19 protein-coding genes and 1 riboswitch are annotated in these 24,837 nt (G+C 73.1%); of the genes, 6 read left to right on the forward strand and 13 right to left on the reverse strand.

All coding sequences use genetic code 11. The annotated features are described in order from the left end of the window. The first annotated feature begins 70 nt into the window (after positions 1 to 70). Positions 71 to 376, forward strand: coding sequence for an HPr family phosphocarrier protein (locus CUT44_RS00185; protein WP_100200024.1), 306 nt, complete (start codon positions 71 to 73; stop codon positions 374 to 376). A gap of 124 nt (positions 377 to 500) precedes the next feature. Here CUT44_RS00185 and CUT44_RS00190 read toward each other — a convergent pair whose 3' ends face one another. The 4 genes from CUT44_RS00190 to CUT44_RS00205 form a co-directional block, all read right to left on the reverse strand. Further along, positions 501 to 1,205 (reverse strand): GntR family transcriptional regulator, encoded by a 705-nt coding sequence (locus CUT44_RS00190; RefSeq protein WP_100200025.1) that lies wholly within the window; start codon positions 1,203 to 1,205, stop codon positions 501 to 503. Positions 1,206 to 1,334: 129 nt separating this feature from the next. Next, a complete protein-coding gene (locus tag CUT44_RS00195; protein ID WP_100200026.1) occupies positions 1,335 to 2,204 on the reverse strand; it encodes a M23 family metallopeptidase in 870 nt (289 codons plus the stop codon). A gap of 12 nt (positions 2,205 to 2,216) precedes the next feature. After that, positions 2,217 to 2,378: riboswitch (cyclic di-AMP (ydaO/yuaA leader) on the reverse strand. Between the two features lie 223 nt (positions 2,379 to 2,601). Next, positions 2,602 to 3,972 (reverse strand): M16 family metallopeptidase, encoded by a 1,371-nt coding sequence (locus tag CUT44_RS00200; protein ID WP_100200088.1) that lies wholly within the window; start codon positions 3,970 to 3,972, stop codon positions 2,602 to 2,604. 68 nt (positions 3,973 to 4,040) lie between these two features. Continuing rightward, positions 4,041 to 5,462 (reverse strand): M16 family metallopeptidase, encoded by a 1,422-nt coding sequence (locus tag CUT44_RS00205; RefSeq protein WP_233221031.1) that lies wholly within the window; start codon positions 5,460 to 5,462, stop codon positions 4,041 to 4,043. Positions 5,463 to 5,769: 307 nt separating this feature from the next. Between CUT44_RS00205 and CUT44_RS00210 the strand changes: the two genes are divergently transcribed. Beyond that, positions 5,770 to 8,211: a DNA gyrase/topoisomerase IV subunit A gene (locus CUT44_RS00210; protein ID WP_100200028.1), complete on the forward strand. Its 2,442-nt coding sequence runs from the start codon at positions 5,770 to 5,772 to the stop codon at positions 8,209 to 8,211. Between the two features lie 78 nt (positions 8,212 to 8,289). Here the strand turns inward: CUT44_RS00210 and CUT44_RS00215 are convergent, their stop codons facing one another. Then, complete coding sequence (locus tag CUT44_RS00215; protein WP_100200029.1) at positions 8,290 to 9,336, reverse strand: CobW family GTP-binding protein; 1,047 nt, start codon at positions 9,334 to 9,336, stop codon at positions 8,290 to 8,292. A gap of 127 nt (positions 9,337 to 9,463) precedes the next feature. Here CUT44_RS00215 and CUT44_RS00220 point away from each other — a divergent pair, with 127 nt between their 5' ends. Further along, a complete protein-coding gene (locus tag CUT44_RS00220) occupies positions 9,464 to 10,375 on the forward strand; it encodes a sucrase ferredoxin (RefSeq protein ID WP_100200030.1) in 912 nt (303 codons plus the stop codon). 47 nt (positions 10,376 to 10,422) lie between these two features. Here the strand turns inward: CUT44_RS00220 and CUT44_RS00225 are convergent, their stop codons facing one another. The 3 genes from CUT44_RS00225 to CUT44_RS00235 all read right to left on the reverse strand — a co-directional run bounded on the left by CUT44_RS00225 (position 10,423) and on the right by CUT44_RS00235 (position 14,811). Further along, entirely contained in the window at positions 10,423 to 11,919 is a 1,497-nt protein-coding gene (locus CUT44_RS00225; protein ID WP_408646688.1) for a solute symporter family protein, read from the reverse strand. Between the two features lie 116 nt (positions 11,920 to 12,035). Beyond that, complete coding sequence (locus CUT44_RS00230; RefSeq protein WP_100200031.1) at positions 12,036 to 12,539, reverse strand: DUF485 domain-containing protein; 504 nt, start codon at positions 12,537 to 12,539, stop codon at positions 12,036 to 12,038. 169 nt (positions 12,540 to 12,708) lie between these two features. Further along, a complete protein-coding gene (locus CUT44_RS00235; RefSeq protein ID WP_100200090.1) occupies positions 12,709 to 14,811 on the reverse strand; it encodes a DNA gyrase/topoisomerase IV subunit B in 2,103 nt (700 codons plus the stop codon). Between the two features lie 491 nt (positions 14,812 to 15,302). Between CUT44_RS00235 and CUT44_RS00240 the strand changes: the two genes are divergently transcribed. Then, positions 15,303 to 15,533, forward strand: a complete 231-nt coding sequence (locus CUT44_RS00240; RefSeq protein WP_100200032.1) for a DUF7455 domain-containing protein — start codon at positions 15,303 to 15,305, stop codon at positions 15,531 to 15,533. 320 nt (positions 15,534 to 15,853) lie between these two features. On the opposite strand, the gene CUT44_RS00245 is transcribed toward CUT44_RS00240, so the two are convergent. The 4 genes from CUT44_RS00245 to CUT44_RS00260 all read right to left on the reverse strand — a co-directional run bounded on the left by CUT44_RS00245 (position 15,854) and on the right by CUT44_RS00260 (position 21,032). Beyond that, a complete protein-coding gene (locus CUT44_RS00245) occupies positions 15,854 to 17,428 on the reverse strand; it encodes an RNA polymerase sigma factor (protein WP_269846144.1) in 1,575 nt (524 codons plus the stop codon). Positions 17,429 to 17,803: 375 nt separating this feature from the next. Continuing rightward, a complete protein-coding gene (locus CUT44_RS00250; RefSeq protein ID WP_269846145.1) occupies positions 17,804 to 18,841 on the reverse strand; it encodes a FadR/GntR family transcriptional regulator in 1,038 nt (345 codons plus the stop codon). A 234-nt stretch (positions 18,842 to 19,075) separates the two neighbouring features. Beyond that, on the reverse strand, positions 19,076 to 19,813 hold the full coding sequence (locus CUT44_RS00255; RefSeq protein ID WP_199185520.1) for an NUDIX hydrolase: 738 nt from the start codon (positions 19,811 to 19,813) through the stop codon (positions 19,076 to 19,078). 37 nt (positions 19,814 to 19,850) lie between these two features. Beyond that, the gene (locus CUT44_RS00260; RefSeq protein ID WP_146252144.1) at positions 19,851 to 21,032 is read right to left on the reverse strand and encodes a DUF4192 domain-containing protein; all 1,182 of its coding nucleotides are present in this window, start codon (positions 21,030 to 21,032) and stop codon (positions 19,851 to 19,853) included. Positions 21,033 to 21,172: 140 nt separating this feature from the next. On the opposite strand from CUT44_RS00260, the gene CUT44_RS00265 reads away from it, so the two are divergent. Together CUT44_RS00265 and CUT44_RS00270 are read left to right on the forward strand one after the other, a co-directional pair. After that, entirely contained in the window at positions 21,173 to 23,338 is a 2,166-nt protein-coding gene (locus CUT44_RS00265; RefSeq protein WP_100200036.1) for a RecQ family ATP-dependent DNA helicase, read from the forward strand. A gap of 165 nt (positions 23,339 to 23,503) precedes the next feature. After that, positions 23,504 to 24,076, forward strand: coding sequence for a hypothetical protein (locus tag CUT44_RS00270; protein ID WP_408646689.1), 573 nt, complete (start codon positions 23,504 to 23,506; stop codon positions 24,074 to 24,076). 67 nt (positions 24,077 to 24,143) lie between these two features. Here CUT44_RS00270 and CUT44_RS00275 read toward each other — a convergent pair whose 3' ends face one another. After that, positions 24,144 to 24,767, reverse strand: coding sequence for a hypothetical protein (locus tag CUT44_RS00275; protein WP_146252145.1), 624 nt, complete (start codon positions 24,765 to 24,767; stop codon positions 24,144 to 24,146). Positions 24,768 to 24,837: the final 70 nt, after the last annotated feature.

Genomic DNA, 24,837 nt, shown 5'->3' on the forward strand with positions numbered 1-24,837 from the left:
CCGCGTTGCGGGGGCGGCCGGCTGTGCGAAGCTGATCCGGACAGCTGCTCCCCACCGAAGGGCGATCACCATGGCCGAGCGCCGTGTCACCGTCGGCTGGGCCGAGGGCCTGCATGCCCGCCCCGCCGCGATCTTCGTACGCGCCGCCGCCTCCGCCGGCGTCCCCGTCACCGTGGCCAGGCCCGGCGGTGAGCCGGTCAGCGCCGCGTCGATGCTCGCCGTGCTGGGGCTGGGCGCACGGGGCGGTGACGAGATCGTGCTGGCCTCCGGTTCCGGGGACGGGAACGGAGAAGGAGGCGGGGACACCGAGGCGGCCCTGGACCGGCTGGCGAAACTGGTTTCCGAAGGGCTCGGGGAACTTCCCGAAACCGTCTGATTCCGGTCCGGGGGCATCGACACGCGAAGGCGGTGGAGTTACCCGCTCCACCGCCTTTTCGGTACACCCGGGAGAATCGGGCAGAAAATTCCCCGGCCTGTTTTCCCGGTGTATACGAAACCTGTTACGGATTATCGCCGGCCGTGTTTACGGTGTGTTTCGTCTTTCTCACGGCACCTTTCTGGCGGGACCGGCGCGCGGCGACCGGCCGCTGCTCGCGGCGGAGGGCGACCGAGCGCTCCACATGCGCGGCCGCCAGCGCCCGCGCCCGTTCCGCGTCGCCGCGGGCCACCGCGTCGACGACGGCGCCGTGCTCCCGCCAGACGGCGGTCGCCCGCAGCGGGGGCTCCGCGGCGTACACCCAGGCGATCTTGCGGCGGAGCTGGGTGAGCAGGGTGGCCAGGGTGGGGCTGCCGCAGGCCTGGGCCAGCGTCTCGTGGTACCAGTCCCCCAGCGCCCGCAGGTCGGACAACTGCCCGCGCTCGGCCCGCTGCTGCCCCAGCCGGACCAGCCCGCGCAGCACCCTCAACTGCGCCTCGGTGCGCCGCTGGGCGGCCCGGGCGGTGCCCAGCGGCTCCAGCAGGGCACGGAGGTCCAGCAGATCGGCGGCCTCCTGCTCGGTGGGCTCGGCGACGCAGGCGCCCGCGTGCCGCCGGGTGGTCACGAAGCCCTCGGACTCCAGAGTGCGCAGTGCCTCGCGCACCGGGACCCGCGAGACGCCGTAGCGTCTGGCGAGCAGTTCCTCGGTGAGCCGCGCCCCGGGCGGAAAAGCACCGGAGACGATGTCGTCGCGGACCGCAGTGCACACCATGTGCGCCGAAATGCGCATGGGCCGACCTCCGCCGTCTTCTCCGCGTTGGCGATGTTCCGCAGAGTCGAACTGTATTCCACCGGAACGGAATTTCCGATGCCCGGTGGAAAACAGGCGTGAAAGAAGCGGCGGAGCGGCCGGAGCGGATCAGACGCCGATGCCCTTGGAACGCAGGTAGGCGATCGGGTCGATGTCCGAGCCGTAGTCGGCGCCGGTGCGCGCCTCGAAGTGCAGGTGCGGACCGGTGGAGTTGCCGGTGCTGCCGGACAGGCCGATCCGGTCCCCGGCGCCGACCGACTGCCCAGGCGCGACGCCCAGCGAGGACAGGTGCGCGTACTGGGTGTAGCGGCCGTCCTTGTGGCGGACGACGACCTGGTTGCCGTACGCGCCGCCCCAGCCGGCCGTCACCACGGTGCCCGGGCCGACGGAGCGGATGGGAGTGCCGGTGGGGACGGGGAAGTCGATGCCGCTGTGGCTGCCGGAGGACCAGGCGGAGCCGGACGCCTTGTACGGGGTGGTGGTGCGCGCGCCCTCGTACGGGGCCGTGTAGCCGCTCGCCACGCGCCGCTGGACGGTGCGGTCGGCGCGGCTGTGGGCCGCCCGCTCCTTCGCGGCGCGCTCCTTCGCGGCCTTCTCGGCGGCGCGCTCCTCGGCGGCCGCGGTCCGGGCGGCCCCGGTGTTCTCGGCGGTCCCGGCCCGCTCGCGGGAGGCGTCGGCCGCGCGCCGCTGGGCCTCGGCCTGGGCCCTGACGTCGTCGGCGATCGTGTCGCCGACGGCCACCGCCTGCACGAAGCCGAGGGCGTAGGTCCTGGGCGTCCCGTCGGACGCGGCGGCGGCCGGGGTGGCGAGGGTGCCGACCACGCCGGTGGTGGCGAGGGCGGCGGCCCCGGCGAGGCCGGCGCCGGTGCGCACGGCACGGGTGGAGAGCGGGGATCCGCCGGCGAGCCTGCCGGTCAGAGTGGTGATCCGCTCGGTGAGCCTGTCGGTGAACTGCCCGGTGGCACGGGTGAACGCCATGGACGGCGTGCTCCTTTCCTTCCTTGTCGCCTACCGGGTTAGCTGACGGGTTCGGAGCAGGAAGGTCTCCTACGGGCGCGTGGCCCGATTCACCCCGGTGGGACACCTCCACACGGTCGGCGCGGAGGGTGGGTCCCCGGCTCCCCCTGGCGGGGGACTCGGCGAGTGCTGGCCGTCGGCCGCGGTCGCGGACGCTTCTGACGGGCAGCGGAAACGACGCTAAACGGACAAGTTTGAGCGAACAAGCAAATCGGTCGCTTTGTCACGCATGACACACCCCGCCTACGCCATAAGAGGTCAAACCAGACACATCGAGGGCCCCTTGTGTGGCAACCACACAAGGGGCCCTCGGCAGATGTCCCGGCCGTCACGGTGCCGCCGGGCGCGGTGCCGCCGGTCACTGGTCCGTGACGACGGTCACCTCCCCGATCCCCAGCTCGCGCACCGGCCCGGCGATCTGCGCGGCGTCTCCCACCAGCACGGTCACCAGACGGTCCGCGGGGAAGGCGGCGACCACCGCCGCCGTGGCCTCCACGGTGCCCGTCTCGGCGAGCCGGGCGTACAGCCGCGCCTGGTAGTCGTCGGGAAGGTGCTGTTCCACCTGGTCGGCGAGGGTCCCGGCGACGGCCGCCGCCGTCTCGTACCGCAGCGGGGCCACCCCCACCAGGTTCTGCACGGCGGTGTCCCGCTCCTCGTCGGTGAGCCCCTCCTCCGCCAGGGTGCGCAGCACCTGCCAGAGGTCGGCCAGCGCGGGCCCGGTCACATCGGTGGCCACCGAGCCGCTGACGGCCAGCAGGGAGGCGCCCGTACCGCCGGGGGCCGAGCACAGCACCTGGGCGAAGGCCCGCACCCCGTAGGTGTAGCCCTTCTCCTCACGCAGCACCCGGTCCAGGCGGGAGGTCAGGGTGCCGCCCAGGCAGTACGTGCCGAGCACCTGGGCGGGCCAGACGCTGTCGTGCCGGTCGGGGCCGGTCCGGCCGATGAGCAGCTGGGTCTGCACCGCGCCGGGACGGTCCACGATCACCACCCGGCCGGTGTCGTCCGCGGTGACCGGCGGCATCGGCCGGGGCTCGGCGGCGGTGCCGGTCCAGGCGCCGACGGTGTCGGCGAGGGCGGCGTCCAGATCCACCCCGGTGAAGTCGCCGACCACCACGGCGGTGGCGGTCGAGGGCCGTACGTGCGCCTCGTAGAAGGCGCGCACCGCCGCGGCGTCGATGCCCTCGATGGTCTCCTGGGAGCCCTGGCGGGGCCGGGAGAGCCGGGACCCCTCCGGGAACAGCTCCTTCGACAGGGCGATGGCCGCCCGGCGGGCGGGGTTGGCCAGCTCGTGCGGGATCTCGTCCAGCCGGTTGCGCACCAGCCGCTCGACCTCGCCGGCGGGGAAGGCGGGGGCGCGCAGCGCGTCGGCGAGCAGGCCGAGTGCCCTGGTCAGCCGGGAGGCCGGGACCTCCAGCGAGACCCGCACCCCGGGGTGGTCGGCGTGCGCGTCCCAAGTGGCCCCGCAGCGCTCCAGCTCGGCGGCGAACTCCTCGGCGCTGTGCTTGTCGGTGCCCTCGCTCAGCGCCCGGGCCATGATCGCGGCGATCCCCTCCCGGTCCCGGGGCTCGGCGTCCAGCGGGGCCGGCAGGCTGACCTCGACCGCGACGACCTTCTGGCCGGGACGGTGGCAGCGCAGCACGGTCAGGCCGTTGGGCAGCTCACCGCGCTCGGGGGCGGGGAAGGCCCAGGGCCTGGGCCGACCGCCGCCGGGCTGCGGGTGGAAGTCCATCGACACGCCGTTCCCGGACTGCTCCGGGGAGGCGTCGGCGGACCGGGCGGGCTGGGCGGTGGCGTCGCTCACTGAGCGGTCTCCTCGTCGGTGGCGGGGTCGGCGGAGGCGGTACCGGCGGCGGACGCGTCGGCGGCGGTACCGGAGACGGTGGCGCCGTCGGCGACCTCCGCCGCGGTGTCGGGCGCGGTCGCCCCGGTGGGTTCGTAGACCAGCACCGCGCGGTTGTCGGGACGCAGCCGGGCGGCGGCCACCTGGCGCACCTCCTCGGCGGTGACCCGCAGCACCCGCTCCACCGCGGTCAGGGCGAGCTGGGGGTCGCCGAACAGCACGGCGTACCGGCACAGCTCGTCGGCGCGGCCGCCGACCGTGGCCAGCCGGTCCAGCCACTCGCGCTCCAGCAGCGCCTGGGCCCGCTCCATCTCCTCCGGGGTGGGGCCCTCGGCGGCGAACCGGGCCAGCTCCTCGTCCACGGCCCGTTCGATGTCGGCGGCCTCCGCGCCGCCGGAGAACTTGACGTCCAGCCAGCCCATCGAGGGGGCGCCCGACAGCCGCAGCATGCCGAAGCCCGCGGTGACGGCGGTGCGGTCCCGGCGGACCAGCCGGTTGTGGAGACGGGAGGACTCGCCTCCGCCGAGCACGGTCAGCGCCAGGTCGGCGGCGTCCGCCTCACGGGTGCCGTCGTGCGGCAGCCGGTAGGCGGCCATCAGCGCCGGGGCGGGCACCTCCTCGCGCACGACCTGCCGGAGCTCGGCGCCGACGACGTCCGGCAGGGTGCCGTCGCGCGGCGGCCGCTTGGCGTCGTGGGAGGGGATGGAGCCGAAGTACTTCTCGATCCAGGCGAGGGTGCGCTCCGGGTCGATGTCGCCGACGACCGCCAGGACGGCGTTGTTCGGCGCGTAGTAGGTGCGGAAGAAGTCCCGGGCGTCCGCCAGGGAGGCGGCGTCCAGATCGGCCATGGAGCCGATCGGGGTGTGGTGGTACGGGTGGCCCTCGGGGTAGACCATCGCGGTCAGCTTCTCGAAGGCGGTGCCGTAGGGCACGTTGTCGTACCGCTGGCGGCGCTCGTTCTTCACCACGTCGCGCTGGTTCTCCATGGACTCCTCGTCCAGGGCGGCCAGCAGCGAGCCCATGCGGTCGGCCTCCAGCCACAGGGCCAGCTCCAGCTGGTGGGCGGGCATCGTCTCGAAGTAGTTGGTGCGCTCGAAGCTGGTGGTGCCGTTGAGCGAACCGCCCGCGCCCTGCACCAGCTCGAAGTGGCCGTTCCCCGTCACCTGGGCCGAACCCTGGAACATCAGGTGCTCGAAGAGGTGCGCCAGACCGGTGCGCCCGGGCACCTCGTGGCGGGAACCGACGTCGTACCAGAGGCACACCGCGGCGACCGGCGTCTGGTGGTCCTCGGAGAGCACCACACGCAGGCCGTTGGTCAGCCGGTGCTCGGTCGCCGTCAGACCGCCGGCGGTGGGCGGGGGCGTGGCCGTGTGACCCATGGGCAGGGAGTCCCTTCGATCGCGGACAGCGTTCTCACAACGCGTGTGTGGTCACTGTATGCAAGCGGCCCGACAAAGCGCGAAGTTCCCGTACGGTTCGGGGCGGGGATCCGGCTGTCACAGCCGAGGTCCACAATGGTCAGCGTCCGCTCCCCGCCCGCCGGGGCGCCGACAGGTCCGCGGCGCCCGAGGGAGAGCGCCCGCGGAGACCCGCGAACACCGGCAAGTACCCACGAGCACGAGCAAGCACGAGCACCAGCAAGCACCGACAGGCACCGAGAAGTACCGAGAAGGAGTCGCAGCCGCGATGGCCCGCCGCAGTACGAAGACCCCGCCGCCCGGGGGAGACTTCGAGGAGCGCATCCTCGACATCGACGTCGTCGACGAGATGCAGGGCTCCTTCCTGGAGTACGCCTACTCGGTCATCTACTCGCGCGCCCTGCCCGACGCGCGGGACGGCCTGAAGCCGGTGCACCGGCGGATCCTCTACCAGATGCACGAGATGGGCCTGCGCCCCGAGCGCGGCTACGTCAAGTGCGCGCGGGTCGTCGGCGAGGTGATGGGCAAACTGCACCCGCACGGCGACAGCGCCATCTACGACGCGCTGGTCCGCATGGCGCAGCCGTTCTCGATGCGGCTGCCGCTGGTGGACGGACACGGCAACTTCGGCTCGCTGGGCAACGACGACCCGCCCGCGGCGATGCGGTACACCGAGTGCCGGTCCGCCCCGGCCGCCGGGCTGATGGCCGAGTCGATCGACGAGGACACCGTCGACTTCGCCCCCAACTACGACGGCAGCGAGAACGAGCCCGTCGTACTGCCGTCCGCCTACCCGAACCTGCTGGTCAACGGCGCCTCGGGAATCGCGGTCGGCATGGCCACCAACATGCCGCCGCACAACCTGGGCGAGGTGGTCGCCGCCGCCCGGCATCTGATCAGGCACCCCGGCGCGGACCTGGAGACGCTGATGCGCTTCGTGCCGGGCCCGGATCTGCCCACGGGCGGCCAGATCGTCGGGCTGGGCGGCATCCGGGACGCGTACGCCAGGGGCCGCGGCACCTTCAAGATCCGCGCCACGGTCTCCGTGGAGAACGTGACCGCGCGGCGCAAGGGCCTGGTCGTCACCGAACTGCCCTTCACCGTGGGCCCGGAGAAGGTCATCGCCAAGATCAAGGACCTGGTCAACGGCAAGAAGATCCAGGGCATCGCCGATGTCAAGGACCTCACCGACCGCGAGCACGGACTGCGGCTGGTCGTCGAGATCAAGAACGGCTTCAACCCCGAGGCGGTGCTGGAGCAGCTCTACAAGCTCACCCCGATGGAGGAGTCCTTCGGCATCAACAACGTCGCCCTGGTCGACGGCCAGCCGCTGACGCTGGGCCTGAAGGAGCTGCTGGAGGTCTACGTCGACCACCGCTTCGAGGTGGTGCGGCGGCGCAGCGAGTTCCGGCGCCGCAAGCGGCGGGACCGGCTGCACCTGGTCGAGGGCCTGCTGGTCGCGCTGCTCGACATCGACGAGGTCATCAGGCTCATCCGGTCCAGCGAGAACGCCGCGCAGGCCAAGGAGGCGCTGATCGCCCGGTTCGACCTGTCCGAGATCCAGACCCAGTACATCCTCGACACCCCGCTGCGCCGGCTGACCAGGTTCGACCGGCTGGAGCTGGAGGCCGAGCGCGACCGGCTGAAGACCGAGATCGAGGAGCTCACCCACATCCTGGAGTCCGACGCCGCCCTGCGGAAGCTGGTCTCCTCGGAACTGGCCACGGTCGCCAAGAAGTACGGCACCCCGCGCCGCACCCGGCTGCTGGCCTCCGCGGAGGCTCCGGCGGCCGTCCCGCTCCAGGTCGCCGACGACCCGTGCCGGGTGCTGCTGTCCTCCACCGGCCTGCTGGCCCGTACCGCCAACGGCGACGCGGCCCTCGACACCGGCGGTCGGCGCCGCAGGCACGACGTGATCATCTCGGCCGTCCCCGCCACGGCCCGGGGCGAGGTGGGGGCGGTGACCTCGGCCGGGCGGCTGCTGCGGCTGTCGGTGATCGACCTGCCCCAGCTGCCGGAGAACTCCCCGCCGAACCTGGCGGGCGGCGCGCGGTTCACGGAGTTCCTGTCCCTGCGGGAGGGCGAGGAACTGCTGTGCCTGACCACTCTGGACGAGTCCTCCCCCGGTCTGGCGCTCGGCACCGAGCAGGGCGTGGTCAAACGGGTGGTGCCGGACTACCCCGCCAACAAGGACGAGCTGGAGGTCATCGGTCTGCGGGAGGGCGACCGTGTCGTCGGCGCGGTGGAGTTGCGCACCGGTGACGAGGATCTGGTCTTCGTCACCGACGAGGCGCAGCTGCTGCGCTTCCCGGCCGGACAGGTGCGGCCGCAGGGCCGCCCGGCGGGCGGGGTGACGGGCGTCAAACTGGGCCAGGGCGCGAAGGTGATCTCCTTCACCGCCGTCGACCCGGCCGCCGACGCGGTGGTGTTCACGGTGGCGAGTTCGCGCGGCGCGCTGGTCGATACGCCGACCGCCAAGCTCACGCCGTTCGACCAGTATCCGCGCAAGGGCCGGGCGACGGGCGGGGTGCGCTGCCAGCGCTTCCTCAAGGGCGAGGACCATCTGGTGTTCGCCTGGGCCGGTGCCGCCCCGGCCCGTGCGGCGGACGCCAAGGGCGCGCCGGCCGAGCTGCCGGAGCCCGACCCGCGCCGCGACGGCTCGGGCACCCCGCTGGCCAAGCCGGTCACGGTGGTCGCCGGGCCGGTGTGACGGACACGGACGCGGACCCGTCCCCGGCCCGTGCCGGGGACGTGAACCCCTGAGCCGGCCCGCCCCGGGCGGCCCGGCTCAGGGCCGTACGTAGCGCAGGACGCCCCACATGCTGTCCGGGCCCGCCTCCCCGGCGGAGCCGGCCGCCGCGCAGGCCGCCAGCTCCCCGCGCACGGTTCCGGCGTCGATGCCGGAGCCGATCAGCACCAGCCGGGTCGTACGCGGCTCGCCGTCCTCCCACGGCCGGGGGCTGAAGCGCAGGAAGCGGCCGACGGTGTGCACCTCGAACTTCTGCCGGTGGCCCGGCACCCCGAAGTACACGAAGCCCTTGATCCGGTACAGACCGTCCGGCCTGCCGTCGAGGAACTCCATGAACCGGCGCGGGTCCACCGGCTCCCCGGCGGTGAACTCCACGCTCTGGTAGGCGGTGTGCGGGTGCCCGGCGTGCCCGCCGTCCTCCGCCGCGCGGAGCTCGGCCCGCAGGTCCTCGAAGGACAACTGCCGTACGGCCGCCGTCTCTGCCGGTTCCGGGCTCCGGTCGAAGAGCAGCTCCGGGTCGATCCGGCCGTGCGAGGTGCGGACCACCGGGGCGCCCCGGCCCAGCCGCCGCAGCTCCGTCTCCAGCCGGGACAGCCCGGCCTCGCCGACGCGGTCGGCCTTGTTGAGCACCACCAGGTCGGCCATGGCCACATGCCGTCCGATCTCGGGGTGCCGGGCCCGGACGGTCCCGAACTCGGCGGCGTCGACGACCTCGACCAGCCCGCCGTAGACGATGTCCTCGTTCGCGCTCGACAGGATCATCCGGATCAGCGTCTCCGGCTCGGCCAGCCCGCTGGCCTCCACCACGATCACGTCGATGCGCGCCGCGGGGCGGGCCAGCCGCTCCAGCATCTCGTCCAGGTCAGCGGTGTCGACGGCACAGCACAGACAGCCGTTGCCCAGGGAGACCATCGAGTCGACCTGCCCGGCCACCGCCATGGCGTCGATCTCGATGCTGCCGAAGTCGTTGACGATCACACCGATCCGGCTGTCTCCGCTGTGCGCGAGGAGGTGGTTGAGCAGCGTGGTCTTCCCCGATCCCAGGAAACCGGCCAGCACCACGACCGGGATCCGCTTCCTGACCAAGCTCACGCCTCCATCGTGCCGGGTGTGCGGGTGGCATCCGTACCGGGACGGCTGCCGATCGTAGCCGACGTCCCGGGCCCGCCCGAGGCCCGGGCGGGCCCGGGACCGGAGGGCTAGGCTCGGCCGTGTGAGTACCTGCTCGGCCTCCTCACGGGCACTGTCCGAACCGCTCGCGGCCACCGCCGCGACGGCGCGCACCTGGCTGTTCGTCGAGCAGCCCGGTCCGTGGGGGCCCAAGGCCGTCACCCAGAGCCACCTCGACCCGGCACTCGGCCGCGCCCTGGAGCGGGCCGCCGCCGGCACCGGGGTGCGCGTCGCCCTGATCCGGCGCCCGGGCCGTCATCCGGACCGTCACCGCCCCGCCCGCCGGCGGGTCTACCTCGCCCACACCCTTCCCGGCCGCTCCTGGGTGCGCACCGCCGTGCTGGACGGCCCGGAGCCGCTGCGGGAACTCGACGCGAGCGCCATGACCGCCCTCGGTGCGGGGGAACACGGCGGCCGGTGGGAGCCGTACGGCGGCGACCCCCTGGCCCTGGTGTGCACCAACGGCAGGCGCGACCGCTGCTGCGCCCTGCTGGGCCGCCCCCTGGCCACCGAACTGGCCGCCGGCGGCACCGGGGAGGTGTGGGAGACCACCCACCTCGGCGGCCACCGCTTCTCCCCCACCCTGCTGGTGCTGCCCCACGGCTACGCGTACGGCCGGCTGGCGGGTCATGCCGTCAAGGGCCTCCTGGACGAGCTGCGCCGCGGCCGGGTCGTCACCGACGGCTGTCGCGGCCGCTCGGCCTGGGACCGCCCGGGGCAGGCCGCCGAGCTGGCGGTGCGGGCGCTGACGGGCGAGAGGGGCGCCGACGCGCTGACGGTCACCGGCGCCGAGGGCACCGCTCCCGAGTGGCGCGTCACGGTGCACGGGCCCGGGGGCCTGAGCTGGTGCGCCACCGTCGTCGCGGACACCGCCGTACCCCCGCTGCCCGCCAGTTGCGGAGGCGTGTCCGAGCCGCTGCCCAGGATGGCGGTCACCGCGGTCGTCCCGCGGTGAGCCGTGCCCGGGCCGCTCCCGGCGCCGGGCTCACCGAGTTCACCGGCTCACCGGACTCCCGCGCCCGTCAGCGCCCGGATCTCCGCCCGGGCGTACCCGGGACCGTCCACCTGTCCCGGGGAGAGCCAGCTGCCCAGCCAGCCCGCCAGGAAACCGAGCGGGACCGAGACCGGCGCCGGGTTGCTGAGCGGGAAGAGGACGAAGTCCCGTTCCGGGAGCAGGGCCTGCGGGCCGCCGGAGACGGCCGGGGAGAACAGCGTCAGGACGGCGACCGACGCCAGACCGCCGTAGACCGCCCACAGGGCGCCGCGGGGAGTGAAGCGGCGCCAGAAGAGGCTGTACAGCAGCACCGGCAGATGGGCGGAGGCGGCGGCCGCGAAGGCCGCTCCGGCCAGGAGGAGGGCGTCCGGGGCGCCGGCGGGGAACACCAGCGCGACGGCCGCCGCCGCCACGGCCACCGCCGTTCTCCGGACTGCCACGGACTCGCTCCGGGGCGTCCGGCCCCGGTCCCGGCGCCGGCCGGCGAAACCGCACAGGTCGTGGACGACCGACACCGAGGCGGCCAGCACCGCCCCCGCTGCCGCCGCCGAGGCGGTGACGAGGACGGCCACCGCGACCGCCACCGCCACCGGCCCGGACGGCACGGCACCCGCCCCCGGGACCGGAACCGGGCCCGGGGGCGGGGTCGCGGCCCCCAGCCCGAGCACGACCGCCGTCAGTACCAGAACGCCGGTCAGTCCGGCCGCCCACACCACGGAGTGCCGCGCCGCGCGGGCCGTGGGAACGGTACGGAGGCGGGCCAGGACGTGCGGCAGCCCGGCGGTGCCCAGGACGAGCGCCAGGGTGAGGCCGAACAGGTCCAGCCGGTCCGGCCACCGGCCCTGTCCCGCGCCGGGCGCCGGAGGGCCGGTGGCCGGACCGGGGCCGCCGGGCCCGGCCGCGGCGGCCAGCAGGGCGGCCGGGTCGGCTCCGTGCCGCAGCAGCACCGGCGAGGCGAGCGCGACGGCCCCCGCCGTCAGCAGGACGGCCGCGGCCATTTGGAGCCGGGTGACCGCGCGCATGCCGCCCAGCAGGACGCAGAGCACCGCGAGCACGCCGGTCGCGGCGGCGGCGCAGCCGCGGACGGCGGCTCCGCCGTCGCCGCCCGGCAGGAGTGCCACCAGAGCGCCCGCGGCGGCCAGCAGGGCGGCCAGGTAGAGGACCGAGACGGTGACGGAGGAGATCCCCGCGGCGATCCGGACCGACCGCCGCCGCGTACGGACGGCGAGCACGTCGGCGAGGGTGCGGCGACCGCGGTTGCGGACGAGCTCGGCGACCAGCAGGACGACCGGCCAGGCGGCGAGGAGGGCCGCGCAGTAGAGCATCCCGTCATGGCCGCGGAGGGCGACCGGTCCGGCCGCGCCGAGGAGGACGGCGGCGGGCAGCTGGGCACCGGCGAGGGCGAGGCCGTTCCGCCCCGCCGGGAGCGGCCGGCCGCTCCGCCGGGACTCCTCCGGCGGGCGCCGGCGGGAGCGGCCCGCCCGGCGCCGGGCCGACAGGACCAGGACGACGGGGACGGCGAGAGCCGCGAGAACCGCGAGGACGGCGGGGACGGCGGGGACGGCGGGGACGGCGGGGACGGCGAGTGAGTACGGCAGCACCGGGGTCAGAGGGCCGGCGGTCACCGGAGCGGCCTCCCGCGGCCCTCGCGCCCACCGGCCGCCGCGCGGGCCGGTTCCGGGGCCCGTTCCGCCGCACGGAGCAGTTCCTCGGTCTGCCAGCGCAGCTCCAGCGCCGTCCCGTCCCGGTACAGCCTCGCGTGCCGGGCGTACGCCCCGGTCGGCACCAGGACGGCGGCGAACTGGACGAACCAGGCGAGCGCCCCCACCGTGAGCGGCCCGCCGCCCAGCGGACGGGCCAGCAGGCCGGGTGCGGTGGCGGCGGTGAGCGCGTAGGCCAGGTGCAGGGGGAGGAAGGCCGCGGCCGTGGCCAGGACGGAGCGGCGGTGGCGGCGGCGCAGCTCCCGGAAGGGGGCGCCGCGGTGGACGGCGAGCCAGGTGGCGGTGTGCGTGTCCGGCCCGGTACCGGGCCGCTCCCCGGTGGACGGGACGGCGGGGGGCGCGGGCTCGTGCCGCTCACCCCAGCCGGAGGCGAGGGCGTCGTACCAGGGGTCGTCGATCCGCATGCCCCAGGATGGGCCGGGCGGCGGGGGCCCGCGGGGGCCGATCCGGAACTCTTCACCCTTTCAGGGGTCCGGCCCGGGAGCCTTGTGGACTCCGCCCCCCGGGGGCGGGGCGGAGTCCACAAGGCGGGACGCGTGCCGGGCGCGTGCCGCGGAGGTGTGCGCCGTCGGCTCAGATGTCGATCCGGGAGCGGTCCATCGTCGCCGCCGAGGTGGAGATGAACTCCTTGCGCGGTGCGACCTCGTTGCCCATCAGCAGGTCGAAGGTCCGCTCGGCGGTCTCCAGGTCACTGATGTTGATACGCCGCAGGGTCCGGTGGCGCGGGTCCATCGTCGTCTCCGCGAGCTGGTCGGCGTCCATCTCGCCCAGTCCCTTGTAGCGCTGGATGGAGTCCTTGAAGCGGACTCCCCTGCCCTGCAGGTCCAGCAGGGTCTGGCGCAGTTCGCTGTCGGAGTACGTGTAGATGTACTTCTCCTGCCCCCGCCTGGGGTTGACCAGCTCGATCCGGTGCAGCGGCGGCACCGCCGAGAAGACCCGGCCCTGTTCGACCATCGGCCGCATGTAGCGCTGGAAGAGCGTCAGCAGCAGGCAGCGGATGTGCGCGCCGTCGACGTCGGCGTCGGCCAGGAAGATCACCTTGCCGTAGCGCGCCTGGTCGATGTCGAAGGTCCGGCCGGACCCGGCCCCTATGACCTGGATGATCGCGCTGCACTCGGTGTTCTTCAGCATGTCCGAGACGGAGGACTTCTGGACGTTGAGGATCTTGCCGCGGATCGGCAGCAGCGCCTGGAACTCCGAGTTGCGGGCGAGTTTGGCGGTGCCCAGGGCCGAGTCGCCCTCGACGATGAACAGCTCGCTGCGCTCCACGTCGTCGCTGCGGCAGTCGGCGAGCTTGGCCGGGAGCGCGGAGGACTCCAGCGCGGTCTTGCGGCGCTGCGCCTCCTTGTGCTGGCGGGCGGCGATACGGGTGCGGGCCGCGGCGACGGTCTTCTCCAGCACCGCGCGGGCCTGCTGCTTGGCATCGCGCCTGGTGGAGGTCAGGAACGCCTTGAGTTCCCTGGAGACCACCTGGGCGACGATCCGGGAGGCCGCCGAGGTGCCCAGCACCTCCTTGGTCTGCCCCTCGAACTGGGGCTCGGCCAGCCGTACGGTCACCACCGCCGTCATGCCTTCCAGGGCGTCGTCCTTGACGACGTCGTCCTCGGCGACGCGCAGCAGCTTGGCGGCGCGCAGCACCTCGTTCACGGTGCGGGTGACCGCCCGTTCGAAGCCGGAGACATGGGTGCCGCCCTTGGGCGTGGCGATGATGTTGACGAACGACCTGACCGTGGTGTCGTAACCCGTCCCCCACCGCAGCGCGATGTCGACGCCCAGCTCACGGCTGACCTCGGTGGGGATCATGTGGCCGCGGTCGTCCAGGACCGGGACGGTCTCCTTGAAGGTGCCCTGGCCGGTCAGCCGCAGCACGTCGCAGATCGGCCGGTCCTGGGCGAGGAACTCGCAGAACTCGCTGATGCCCCCGTCGTAGTGGAAGACCTCCTCCACGGGCGGCGCACCGTCGGTGCCGCGCTCGTCGCGGACGACGATAGTCAGGCCGGGCACCAGGAAGGCTGTCTGGCGGGCGCGGGCGTACAGGTTCTCCAGGGAGAGCCGGGCGTCCTTGAGGAAGATCTGCCGGTCGGCCCAGTACCGCACCCGGGTGCCGGTCCGGGCCCTGGGAAGCTTCTTCCCCTTGCGCAGGCCGCTCGCCGGATCGAAGGGGGCGTCGGGGCCGGACTCGGTGAAGATGCCCGGAACACCGCGCCGGAAGCTGATGGCGTGGGTGCGCCCGTCACGGTCGACCTCGACGTCGAGGCGGGCGGACAGGGCGTTGACGACGGAGGCTCCGACACCGTGCAGACCGCCCGAGGCGGCGTACGAGCCGCCCCCGAACTTGCCGCCGGCGTGCAGCTTGGTCATCACGACCTCGACGCCCGACAGCCCCGTCTTGGGCTCGATGTCGACGGGGATGCCGCGGCCGTTGTCCCGCACCTCGACCGAGCCGTCCTCGTGGAGGATCACCTCGATGTGGTCGCAGTGGCCCCCGAGTGCCTCGTCGACGGAGTTGTCGATGATCTCCCAGAGGCAGTGCATCAGGCCGCGGCTGTCGGTGGATCCGATGTACATGCCGGGCCGCTTGCGCACCGCCTCCAGCCCCTCGAGGACGAGCAGGTGCCGCGCGGTGTAGTTGGAACCGTCACGGTCCGCTCCCGTCAGCAGGGCGGTGGACGGCATGGGTGTTCCCCTGCCGGAGGCCAGGGGAGTCTCGGCGGTCACGCGGTTCGCTCCTCGCTGAATTTCGCTGGGGATGGCTCTGTCTTGCCGGTCAGAGGGTACCGAGGCCCAGGAGAGCCGAGGTGACACCACCCAGGAGACGCCCAGGAGACCCCCGGGAGAGACGTTATGCTAACCCAGTATCGACCAGGTGTTCGATGGATGGCCCTGGTGACGTGTACATCACGTTCCCTTCCGGGCATGAACCCTCTAGGCTCCGGGCACGTCCTCAGGAACAGACCGGGAGACCGGCGCCGGAGGAGACAACCGAACAGACAACATGACGGCAAAGATCAACAAATCTCTGTAAACGGCTCATTCGCCGCCATCCCGGCAACAGTCAGCCACCTCACAGAGAGATTTTTCGAGGAAAAGCCACGAGCGGGAACGTTTTCGGCCTGGTTGGATGTTGACCCTGGTACGACAGCTCGTCGAGCTAGAGAAGAGGCGACGTGACTACTGTTCTGACCCCCGCGAGCCCGCTGACGGCCGCTGACCGCTGTGACCGCTGCGGCGCCCAGGCATACCTGCGCGTAGTGCTCCTCAGCGGTGGAGAGCTGCTGTTCTGCGCCCACCACGGCCGCAAGTTCGAGCCGGAACTGAAGAAGATCGCCGCGGAGATACAGGATGAGACGGAGCGGCTCAACGCCACTCCTGCGACCGCGGACGAAAGCGGGCGCTGACGGCTCATCCGCCGATCCGGCGGCAACCGCGTCTTCATCCATCCGACGAGCCTCAGCCGGTCCAGGGCCGGACGTGACGGGCGGCCACTCCAGACGGAGTGGCCGCCCGCTCCCGTCTTCGGGGAAGGACCGCCCGGCCGCCCGCCCCGTCCAGCGTGGATCACACGGGCGGTTTCCGCATCCGGAGATGTCCCCTGCCCTGTCCGGGGCCCCTGCGGGAAACACAGCCCCGCGGCGCACACACGACGGCGGGCGGGGTGGTACGGGGAACTTCCCCGTACCACCCCGCCCGCCGCCACACGGCCCGGTCCGGCCCCGGCTCAGTCCAGGTAGTCCCGCAGCACCTGCGAGCGGGACGGGTGGCGCAGCTTCGACATCGTCTTGGACTCGATCTGGCGGATCCGCTCCCTGGTCACGCCGTAGACCTTGCCGATCTCGTCCAGGGTCTTGGGCTGGCCGTCGGTGAGACCGAAGCGCATGGAGACCACACCCGCCTCACGCTCACTGAGCGTGTCGAGCACGGAGTGGAGCTGCTCCTGCAGCAGGGTGAAGCTGACCGCGTCGGCCGGGACGACCGCCTCGGAGTCCTCGATGAGGTCACCGAACTCGCTGTCGCCGTCCTCGCCGAGCGGAGTGTGCAGGGAGATCGGCTCGCGGCCGTACTTCTGCACCTCGACGACCTTCTCCGGAGTCATGTCGAGTTCCTTGGCCAGCTCCTCCGGGGTGGGCTCGCGGCCCAGGTCCTGGAGCATCTGGCGCTGGACACGCGCGAGCTTGTTGATCACCTCGACCATGTGCACCGGGATACGGATGGTGCGGGCCTGATCGGCCATGGCCCGGGTGATGGCCTGGCGGATCCACCAGGTCGCGTAGGTCGAGAACTTGTAGCCCTTGGTGTAGTCGAACTTCTCGACGGCACGGATCAGGCCCAGGTTGCCCTCCTGGATCAGGTCCAGGAAGAGCATGCCGCGACCGGTGTAGCGCTTGGCCAGGGAGACCACCAGACGGAGGTTGGCCTCCAGCAGGTGGTTCTTGGCGCGGCGGCCGTCCTCGGCGATGATCTCCAGCTCGCGCTTGAGTTTGGGAGCGAGCTTGTCGCTGTTGGCGAGTTTGTCCTCGGCGAAGAGCCCGGCCTCGATGCGCTTGGCCAGTTCGACCTCCTGCTCGGCGTTGAGCAGGGGGACCTTGCCGATCTGCTTGAGGTAGTCCTTGACCGGGTCGGCGGTGGCACCCGCGGCGGCGACCTGCTGGGCCGGGGCGTCGTCCTCGTCCTCGTCGGACAGGACGAAGCCCTCGTTCTCGCCCTTGGGTTCGACCACGGGGTCGTCGACCGCCTTGCCGCCCTTGGTCGGGGGCTCCTCGAGGATCTCCTCGCCGCCCTCGGCCGGCTCGTCCGCGGCGGTCTTCTTGGCGGTGGTCTTCTTCGCCGCCGTCTTCTTGGCCGCGGTCTTCTTGGCGGTGGTCTTCTTCGCCGCCGTCTTCTTGGCCGCGGTCTTCCTGGCGGGTTTCGCCGAAGCCTCTTCCACGGGCTCCTCCGCATCCCCCGCCGGGCTCTCCGCGGTGGCGGCGACCCTACTGACAGTGGTCTTCTTCGCGGCGACCGTCTTGGTGGCGGTAGTGCGCTTGACGGGGGACTTCGCCGCGACGCTCTTACGGGTGCGCTTGGGCGCCTCGGCGGCGCTCACCATCAGCGTCACCCCCTCCTCGTCGAGGATCTGGTTGAGGCTGCGCAGGACGTTCTTCCACTGGGTCGGCGGAATCTGGTCAGCCTCGAAGGCCCGACGCACATCGTCGCCGGCGATCTGCCCCTCGGCCTTTCCCCGCTCAATGAGCGCCATCACGGATGCGGACTCGGCGATCTCCGCGGGGAGCGTACGGGAAGTGCTGGCCGACACGAACAACCTCTCGGAACGATGGAAACGGCTTCGGCCCCGCTCACGAAGGATCCGGAACCTGCAAACCCCGGTGGGGATGACCGGTGGCTCGGGTGGAGCGATGGAGAAACTACAACGCCGGACACGGCGTCTTTACTCCCCCGGTGGCTGCCACCTCTAGAGTCATCGCGCTGCCACCCGAAGCGTTACGCCTGATTCGAGTGTCCCGAGTCACAGGGCATATCCGGCCGGATCCCCACATTTCCCGACATGCCTCCGAACATGCGCCCCGGGCGCCGACGGGGAGGGGCACCGATCACGAGGCGAGGGCAGGCGTCGCCGGGGCCCGCCCGGAGCGGGCCCCGGCGACGCTCCGCGGTGCGGCCGGCGGCGGGGTCAGTGCTCGCGCGGGGCGGGCACCACATGATCGGAGGAGCCGCCCGGCTGCGGAGCCGCCGGGGTGTCGGACGGCCCGGCGGAGGCGGGGGCTCCCGAAGTCCCCGGGGCGGCGGGGACGGACAGGTCGGAGGAGACCGCGAGCAACTGGCGCACCGCACCCTCGGCGACGGCGGCCTCGCCGGACGCGACGGCTTCGGCGATCCTCCGGTGATGGGCCACCGATGCCTCGGTGGGACGCTCACAGCCCGCCGCCTGAGCCCCGGAGACCCGGAGAGCGGCCCCGACGATGCCGGAGAGGTGTTCCAGCATCCGGTTGCCCGCCGCCTGCAGAAGCAGGGCGTGGAACTCGGCGTCCGCCCGCGAGAAGGTCAGGGCGTCTCCCTGGGCGAGAGTGTGTCCCATGATCCCGACCATGTCGGCAAGGCGCTGCAGGGTCTCGTCATCGCCGCGGTCGGCCGCGAGCCGGGCGGCGAGCGGCTCGATGGCCCAGCGCAGCTCGCACAGTTCACGGCGCTGGTTCTCGCGCTGTGGGCCGAAGGCACGCCACTCGATGATGTCGGGGTCCAGGAGGTTCCAGTCGCTGACCGGACGAACCCGCGTACCGACATTGGGGCGGGCGCTGACCAGCCCCTTGGCCTCAAGGACCCGGAGGGACTCGCGGACGACGGTGCGGGAGACCTCGAAGCGCTGGCCGATCTCCTCGGGGACGAGTGGGCGGTCGGCCCCGATGTCGCCGGAGACGATCATCTGACCCAGTTGCTGCACGAGCTGCCCGTGCAGACCGCGCCCCCGGTTCCCGGCGGCGCGGCGGCCGGCCGCCCTGGCCATGTCCGCCTCCCCGCTGTCCCAGGCGGGAACACTGGTGGCGCGGGGCGCGCCGGTCGACTCGGCGTGGGCGCGGCGGTCCGGCTCGCCCGGACCGGCCGGGCCGGATTCGGCGGAGCGGGCCGAGGTCATCGTGGTGTGCGCAAGGGTAGTCACGCATCCTTTGTCGGCGGTGCTCCGGACGGCCTTGAGGGCTTTGCTGAAAAGCACACGAAAGGGTGATCAGCGACCTCTGCATAATTGACGCCTTATCGGAAGGAAAGGATCTATCGCTCGAATATGTGCCGTGTCCCACATGCGGCGGTGCCCCGACAGCCCTGCGACGGTGCGACGGCGGCGCCACGGCGGGCACGGGGGACTCCCGCGCCCGGTCGTCCGCCCGCGCCTTCCTCCCTCTCCGGTGTTCCCGCCTCTCCGGTGTTCCCGCCTCTCCGGTGCTCCCGCTCAGATCTCCGGGCGCAGCATGGGAGGGTTGAGCAGCGTCGCCCCGCCCGCGCGGAACAGTTGTGCGGGCCGCCCACCCTGACGTGTCGTCGTACCGCCGGTCGGCACCAGGAAGCCCGGGGTACCGGTGACCTTGCGGTGGAAGTTCCGCGGGTCGAGCACGACGCCCCACACCGCCTCGTAGACCCGCCGCAGCTCGCCCACCGTGAACTCCGGCGGGCAGAAGGCGGTGGCGAGCGAGGAGTACTCGATCTTCGACCGGGCCCGCTCCACCCCGTCCGCGAGGATCCGGGTGTGGTCGAAGGCGAGCGGATCGGAGCGTTCACCGCCCGGGGCCAGCAGGGTGTCCACCGGTGCCCAGCGGACGCTGTGCGCGTCACCGCCGGCCGTGGGGGTGGGCAGGTCGGGAGCGAGCACCAGGTGGGCGACACTGACCACTCGCATCCGCGGGTCCCGGTCCGGGGCCCCGTAGGTCGCGAGTTGTTCGAGGTGGGCACCCGCGTGCGGACTGTCCGGGCCCTGGACGTGCAGCCCGGTCTCCTCGTCGAGCTCCCGGGCGGCGGCGGCCTCAAGCCCCTCGTCGACCCGCACGAATCCCCCGGGCAGCGCCCATCTGCCCTGGTGCGGCGGCTCGCCCCGGCGGACCACCAGCGCGCACAACGCGTGTCTGCGCACGGTGAGCACGACCAGATCGACGGTGACGGCGAAGGGCGGGAAGGCCGACGGGTCGTAGGGCATGGCGTGATCATAGTCGTCTGCCTGACGATAAACAGGGTCATGCGCGGCTCCTTCCTCCACCGCGGGCCACCGGAGCGCCGAAGCCGCGTTCGGCCCGCTGCCGCCGCAGGCACTCGCGCAACGGCTCGGGGTCGATCCCGCTGCCGCAGGCACTGTGCAGCAACCGCGCGAAGAGGTACTCCGGATCGGCCTCCAGCGCCCGGCCCAGTGCCACACGCGCTCCCGGCTCGTCGCCACCGGACCAGGCGACCCACCCCGCCAGGGTGAGCGGGGCCGCGGCGTGCTCCGCGTAGGCGCCGACACACCGCCGGGCCAGCGCCCGCCACAGCCTGAGCGCGGGAGCCGCGTCCTCACCCTCCATCCACTCCGCCGCCCAGTCCCGGGTGACCTTGTCCTGGAGTCCGAGGATCAGGGCGGCGGCCTCCTCGTGGGAGAGGAGGCCGTCGTCCCGGGCGTCGGCACGGGCTTCCCCCGTCCCCCGGTCCGCCGCCGACCGGTAGCGGTCCAGCAGTCGCCGGGCGAGCACGATGGTCTCGGTGCGCACGGTCCGCCGGTCCGCGTCACCGAGCAGCCGGGGCACCAGAGCGGTGCCCGCGAGGTCGAGGGCCTGCTCCTGCGGCTCCGCGACGGGCGGGCCGAGCGGCGCCAGTCTGGCCGTCAGCCCCTTCAGGGAGCCCGCCACCCGCACCCCGGCGTAGGCGGCGGCCGCAGCGATGACCGGGGTCCCACGGGAGTCCATCGGGGTGCCCTCGGCCGGGCAGCACCGGGAGTCGGGACAGCAGTAGGACCAGTACCGGCCGCCGGATACGCACAACGCCTCGTACACGGGCATGTCCAGCGCCCCGCAGGCGGTCCTCAGCCGCTGGGCGAGCGGCCTGAGCCGCTCCATCACGCTCCGTCCGTCGCCCCCGTCGGCCGGGTCCTGGCACAGGAAGAGGAGAACCCCGTCGGGAGTACCGCCGCGTGCGGCGGCGCTTCCGCGCAGGCAGTCGGCGAGCTGCCCGGCGGTTTCGGCCCACGTCTCCTCTCCGGCGGGGATGCCCGCCCGGAGCCTGCCCCCGAAACGTCCGCCCGGGCCGTGCAGGCCGACCAGGACGATGGAGTCGTCGGGGTGGTAACCGAGCAGGTAGGGGAGGGACTCGACCAGTTCGGCCGGGCCGCGCAGGGTGACGCGGGTGGCGGCGGAGGGCTGCCGGGCTGATTCGCTGTGCTGTGTCATGCCCCGACAGTGGCCCCGACGGGCAGCCCGCCGCATCCCTTCTGTCCACAGATCCACCCATTACTCATACTCATCACACAACTACTGGATTATCCACAGCCCGTTCGCCCTGTGCCGGTGCGATCGGGTTGCATGGGGGCATGAGCGAGGAGAACCTGCGCGTCGCCGCCGACACCGTCCTGTCCCGCCTCACCGGTGACACCACCGGTGAGGCACGGCTGCGCACCGACCAGTGGCGGGCCGTCGAGGCCCTGGTGGTACGGCGCCGGCGGACCTTGGTGGTGCAGCGCACCGGCTGGGGCAAGTCGGCGGTGTACTTCGTCGCCACCGCCCTGCTGCGCGAGCGCGGCAGTGGACCGACCGTGATCGTCTCTCCCCTGCTGGCGCTGATGCGCAACCAGATCGAGGCCGCGGAGCGGGCCGGCATCCGCGCCCGCACGATCAACTCGGCGAACACCGAGGAGTGGGAGACCGTCCACGGCGAGGTGGCCGCGGGCGAGGTCGACGTACTGCTGGTGAGCCCCGAGCGTCTCAACCACCCGGACTTCCGCGACCAGGTGCTGCCGAAACTGGCCGCCACGACCGGGCTGCTGGTGGTCGACGAGGCGCACTGCATCTCCGACTGGGGCCATGACTTCCGGCCCGACTACCGGCGGCTGCGCACGATGATCGCCGAGCTGCCGCCGGGTGTCCCGGTGCTCGCCACCACCGCGACGGCCAACGCCCGGGTCGCGGCCGACGTGGCCGAGCAGCTGGGCACCGGCGGGGAGTCGGCGGACGCCCTCGTGCTGCGCGGCCCGCTGGAGCGGGACAGCCTCCGGCTGGGGGTGCTGCGCCTGCCGGACGCGGCGCACCGGCTGGCCTGGCTCGACAGTCATCTCGGGGAGCTGCCGGGCTCCGGGATCGTCTACACGCTGACGGTGTCGGCCGCCGAGGAGGTGGCGGCCTTCCTGCGGCAGCGCGGTCACACGGTCTCCTCCTACACCGGGAGGACCGAGAACGCCGACCGGGAGGCGGCCGAGGCGGATCTGCTCGCCAACCGCGTGAAGGCGCTGGTGGCCACCTCCGCACTGGGCATGGGGTTCGACAAGCCGGATCTCGGCTTCGTCGTCCACCTCGGCTCCCCCTCCTCCCCCATCTCCTACTACCAGCAGGTGGGGCGGGCCGGGCGCGGTGTGGAGAGCGCCGAGGTGCTGCTGCTGCCGGGTCCGGAGGACGAGGCGATCTGGCGTTACTTCGCCTCCTTGGCCTTTCCGCCCGAGGAACAGGTGCGCCGCACACTGGAGGCGCTGGCGGCGGCCGACCGGCCGCTGTCGCTGCCCGCCCTGGAACCTCTGGTGGAACTGCGCCGGTCGCGGCTGGAGACGATGCTCAAGGTGCTCGACGTGGACGGCGCGGTACGGCGGGTGCGCGGCGGCTGGACGGCCACCGGCATACCGTGGTCCTACGACGCCGAGCGGTACGCCCGGGTGGCACGGCAGCGCCAGGACGAGCAACGGGCGATGCGGGAGTACGTCACCGTCTCCGGGTGCCGGATGGAGTTCCTGCGGCGGCTGCTGGACGACGAGGCGGCGGCGCCCTGCGGACGCTGCGACAACTGCGCGGGCCCCCGCTTCGGCACCGAGGTCGATCCGGCCTCGCTGGAGGCCGCACGGGGCACCCTGGGACGTCCGGGGGTGGAGGTGGAGCCCCGCAGGATGTGGCCGACGGGCCTGTCCGCGGTCGGACTGGATCTCAAGGGCCGTATTCCGCCCGGGGAACAGGCCGCACCGGGCAGGGCGCTCGGGCGGCTCTCGGACATCGGCTGGGGCAACCGGCTGCGCCCCTTGCTGAGTCCGCAGTCGGCGGACGGGCCGGTGCCGGACGACGTGGCCGGCGCCGTGGTCGCGGTGCTCGCCGACTGGGCGAGGGGGCCCGGCGGCTGGGCCTCCGGCCAGGAGGGGGCCCCGGCCCGGCCGGCGGGAGTGGTGACGATCGACTCACGGACCCGGCCACGGCTGATCCGCTCGCTCGGGGAGCGGATCGCGGCAGTCGGCCGGATACCGCTGCTGGGCACCGTGGAGTACGCCGGCGAGGAGGTGGACACCCGTGTTCCGCGCAGCAACAGCGCCCAGCGGCTCAGGGCGCTGCAGGGGGCGCTGACCGTTCCCGGGCCGCTGGTGGAGGCGGTCGCCGCCGGCGGCGGCCCGGTGCTGCTGGTGGACGACTTCACCGACACCGGCTGGACTCTGGCCGTGGCCGCTCGGCTGCTGCGGCGGGCAGGCGCGGAGGGGGTGCTGCCGCTGGTCCTCGCGGTGCAGGGCTGAGGGCGGAGACGGGCTTCCGCGGCCGCCGGAAGCGGTGCCGCTGTGCGGGGAGTGATCCAGAAGACCGGATGTTCCATTGCCGCGGCCGTCCGCACCGGTGAGAATCGGTCGAAGAACCGGACGAAGAACGAAACCGGACGAAGAACGAAGGGAGAGACCATGGCCTTGACCTTCGGCTTCGCCTCACCGCACACCGATTCCCCGCCCCGGCTGGGCCGCGTCCTCGAACCCGCCGAGTGGGCCGCCGCCGGAGTTCCCCTGCTCCGCGATCCCCGTGAGGTGGTCACCGGTCTGCACGCCCGTCACCGGCCCGGACCGGCCACCACCGTGGTCGCGGTGCTGGGGCCGGACGAACGGCTCGTCGCAAGCGCCTCGTTCACCCGGTCCGACTCCCGGCCCGACGGTTGGGAATGCCGCAACGTCCTGCTGTCCCAGCTGCGCAGGATCATTCCGCACGATCTGCGCCGCCGCAGGCCGGTGCGCACCGCCGTCCTGCTGTGTTCCCGGGAGAGCGGATCCGGCTGGACCGAGGAGGACGGCGCGTGGATGTGGGGACTGCGCGACGCCTGCATGCTGCACGGCCTGCGGTGCGGGGCGTACCTGACGCTGACCCGGGCCGGATGGCAGGTACTCGGCGAGGAACGCTGCGGCCGGCGTCCGGCCGTCGCTCCGGCCGGGCGGAACGGACGGCCGGAAGACGGCGCGCACGGGCGGACGAGCCGGACGGCGGTCCGCTGACCCGCCCAGTGCGCGGCGTTCCGGGGCGGTGGGAGGGCCGCCTTCCGGAGCGGGCGTCCGGGCCGGTTCAGAGAAGGCTGCGCAGGCGCCGCGGATCACCGCAGACGACCAGGCGCGACCCCGTCCTGGCGAGAGCGGCGGGCAGCGCCTCGGCGGCCTGTTCGTCCGTACCTCCGTTGACGGCGAGAACGACGACCGCGCGGCGGCGGGTGCGGCCGGCGGCCGACGCACAGGCGTAGAAGACGTCCTCGCCTTCGGCCTGCTGGCGCCAGTAGGCGTCCTCGCCGAAGGACATCTCGTGCCGGGCCCACGGATGCGGGTCACCGGTGGTGAGCACCAGGACGTCGCCGGGAGGGCAGCCCTCGTCCAGCAGTCCGTCCACCACCTCGTCGGCTGCCCCGACCGCGGTGGTGTCCGTGGCCTCGACGAGTTGGATCTGCGGCGCCGCCCCGGCCTCCGCCGCTCGCGGGGTCTTCCTCCCGCCCGGACCGGGCTGCGGGGGAACCCCGGTGCGCACCGGCGCGGGGCGGCCGGGGACGCCCCGGCCGCGGTCCGCCCGCGGTGGTGCGGACCCCGGCCCGGGCCGGGGAGTGGAGGGGCGTGGGGGCTGGGGAGTCCGGGCGGTGCCCGCCGGGTTGCGGGGGCCGGGGACGTTCGGGCGGATCGTGGGCTCCTCGGAGCTGTGCGGCATGGGTTGTTGTCTATCAAACGCCGGTGCGGAACGATCCGGCGGGTTCGGAGAGAAGTGCGATTCGAACGGC

Source organism: Streptomyces carminius (assembly GCF_002794255.1).
Lineage (GTDB): Bacteria > Actinomycetota > Actinomycetes > Streptomycetales > Streptomycetaceae > Streptomyces > Streptomyces carminius.

Bases quoted from the DNA above. Each gene is read 5' to 3' on its own strand.
- CUT44_RS00185 (WP_100200024.1), top strand. From the start codon at position 71: ATGGCCGAGCGCCGTGTCACCGTCGGCTGGGCCGAGGGCCTGCATGCC.
- CUT44_RS00255 (WP_199185520.1), bottom strand. From the start codon at position 19,813: ATGCCCTACGACCCGTCGGCCTTCCCGCCCTTCGCCGTCACCGTCGAT.
- CUT44_RS00205 (WP_233221031.1), bottom strand. From the start codon at position 5,462: ATGGGTCACACGGCCACGCCCCCGCCCACCGCCGGCGGTCTGACGGCG.
- CUT44_RS00195 (WP_100200026.1), bottom strand. From the start codon at position 2,204: ATGGCGTTCACCCGTGCCACCGGGCAGTTCACCGACAGGCTCACCGAG.
- CUT44_RS00235 (WP_100200090.1), bottom strand. From the start codon at position 14,811: ATGCCGTCCACCGCCCTGCTGACGGGAGCGGACCGTGACGGTTCCAAC.
- CUT44_RS00230 (WP_100200031.1), bottom strand. From the start codon at position 12,539: ATGCGGATCGACGACCCCTGGTACGACGCCCTCGCCTCCGGCTGGGGT.
- CUT44_RS00210 (WP_100200028.1), top strand. From the start codon at position 5,770: ATGGCCCGCCGCAGTACGAAGACCCCGCCGCCCGGGGGAGACTTCGAG.
- CUT44_RS00275 (WP_146252145.1), bottom strand. From the start codon at position 24,767: ATGCCGCACAGCTCCGAGGAGCCCACGATCCGCCCGAACGTCCCCGGC.
- CUT44_RS00200 (WP_100200088.1), bottom strand. From the start codon at position 3,972: ATGGACTTCCACCCGCAGCCCGGCGGCGGTCGGCCCAGGCCCTGGGCC.
- CUT44_RS00265 (WP_100200036.1), top strand. From the start codon at position 21,173: ATGAGCGAGGAGAACCTGCGCGTCGCCGCCGACACCGTCCTGTCCCGC.
- CUT44_RS00190 (WP_100200025.1), bottom strand. From the start codon at position 1,205: ATGCGCATTTCGGCGCACATGGTGTGCACTGCGGTCCGCGACGACATC.
- CUT44_RS00260 (WP_146252144.1), bottom strand. From the start codon at position 21,032: ATGACACAGCACAGCGAATCAGCCCGGCAGCCCTCCGCCGCCACCCGC.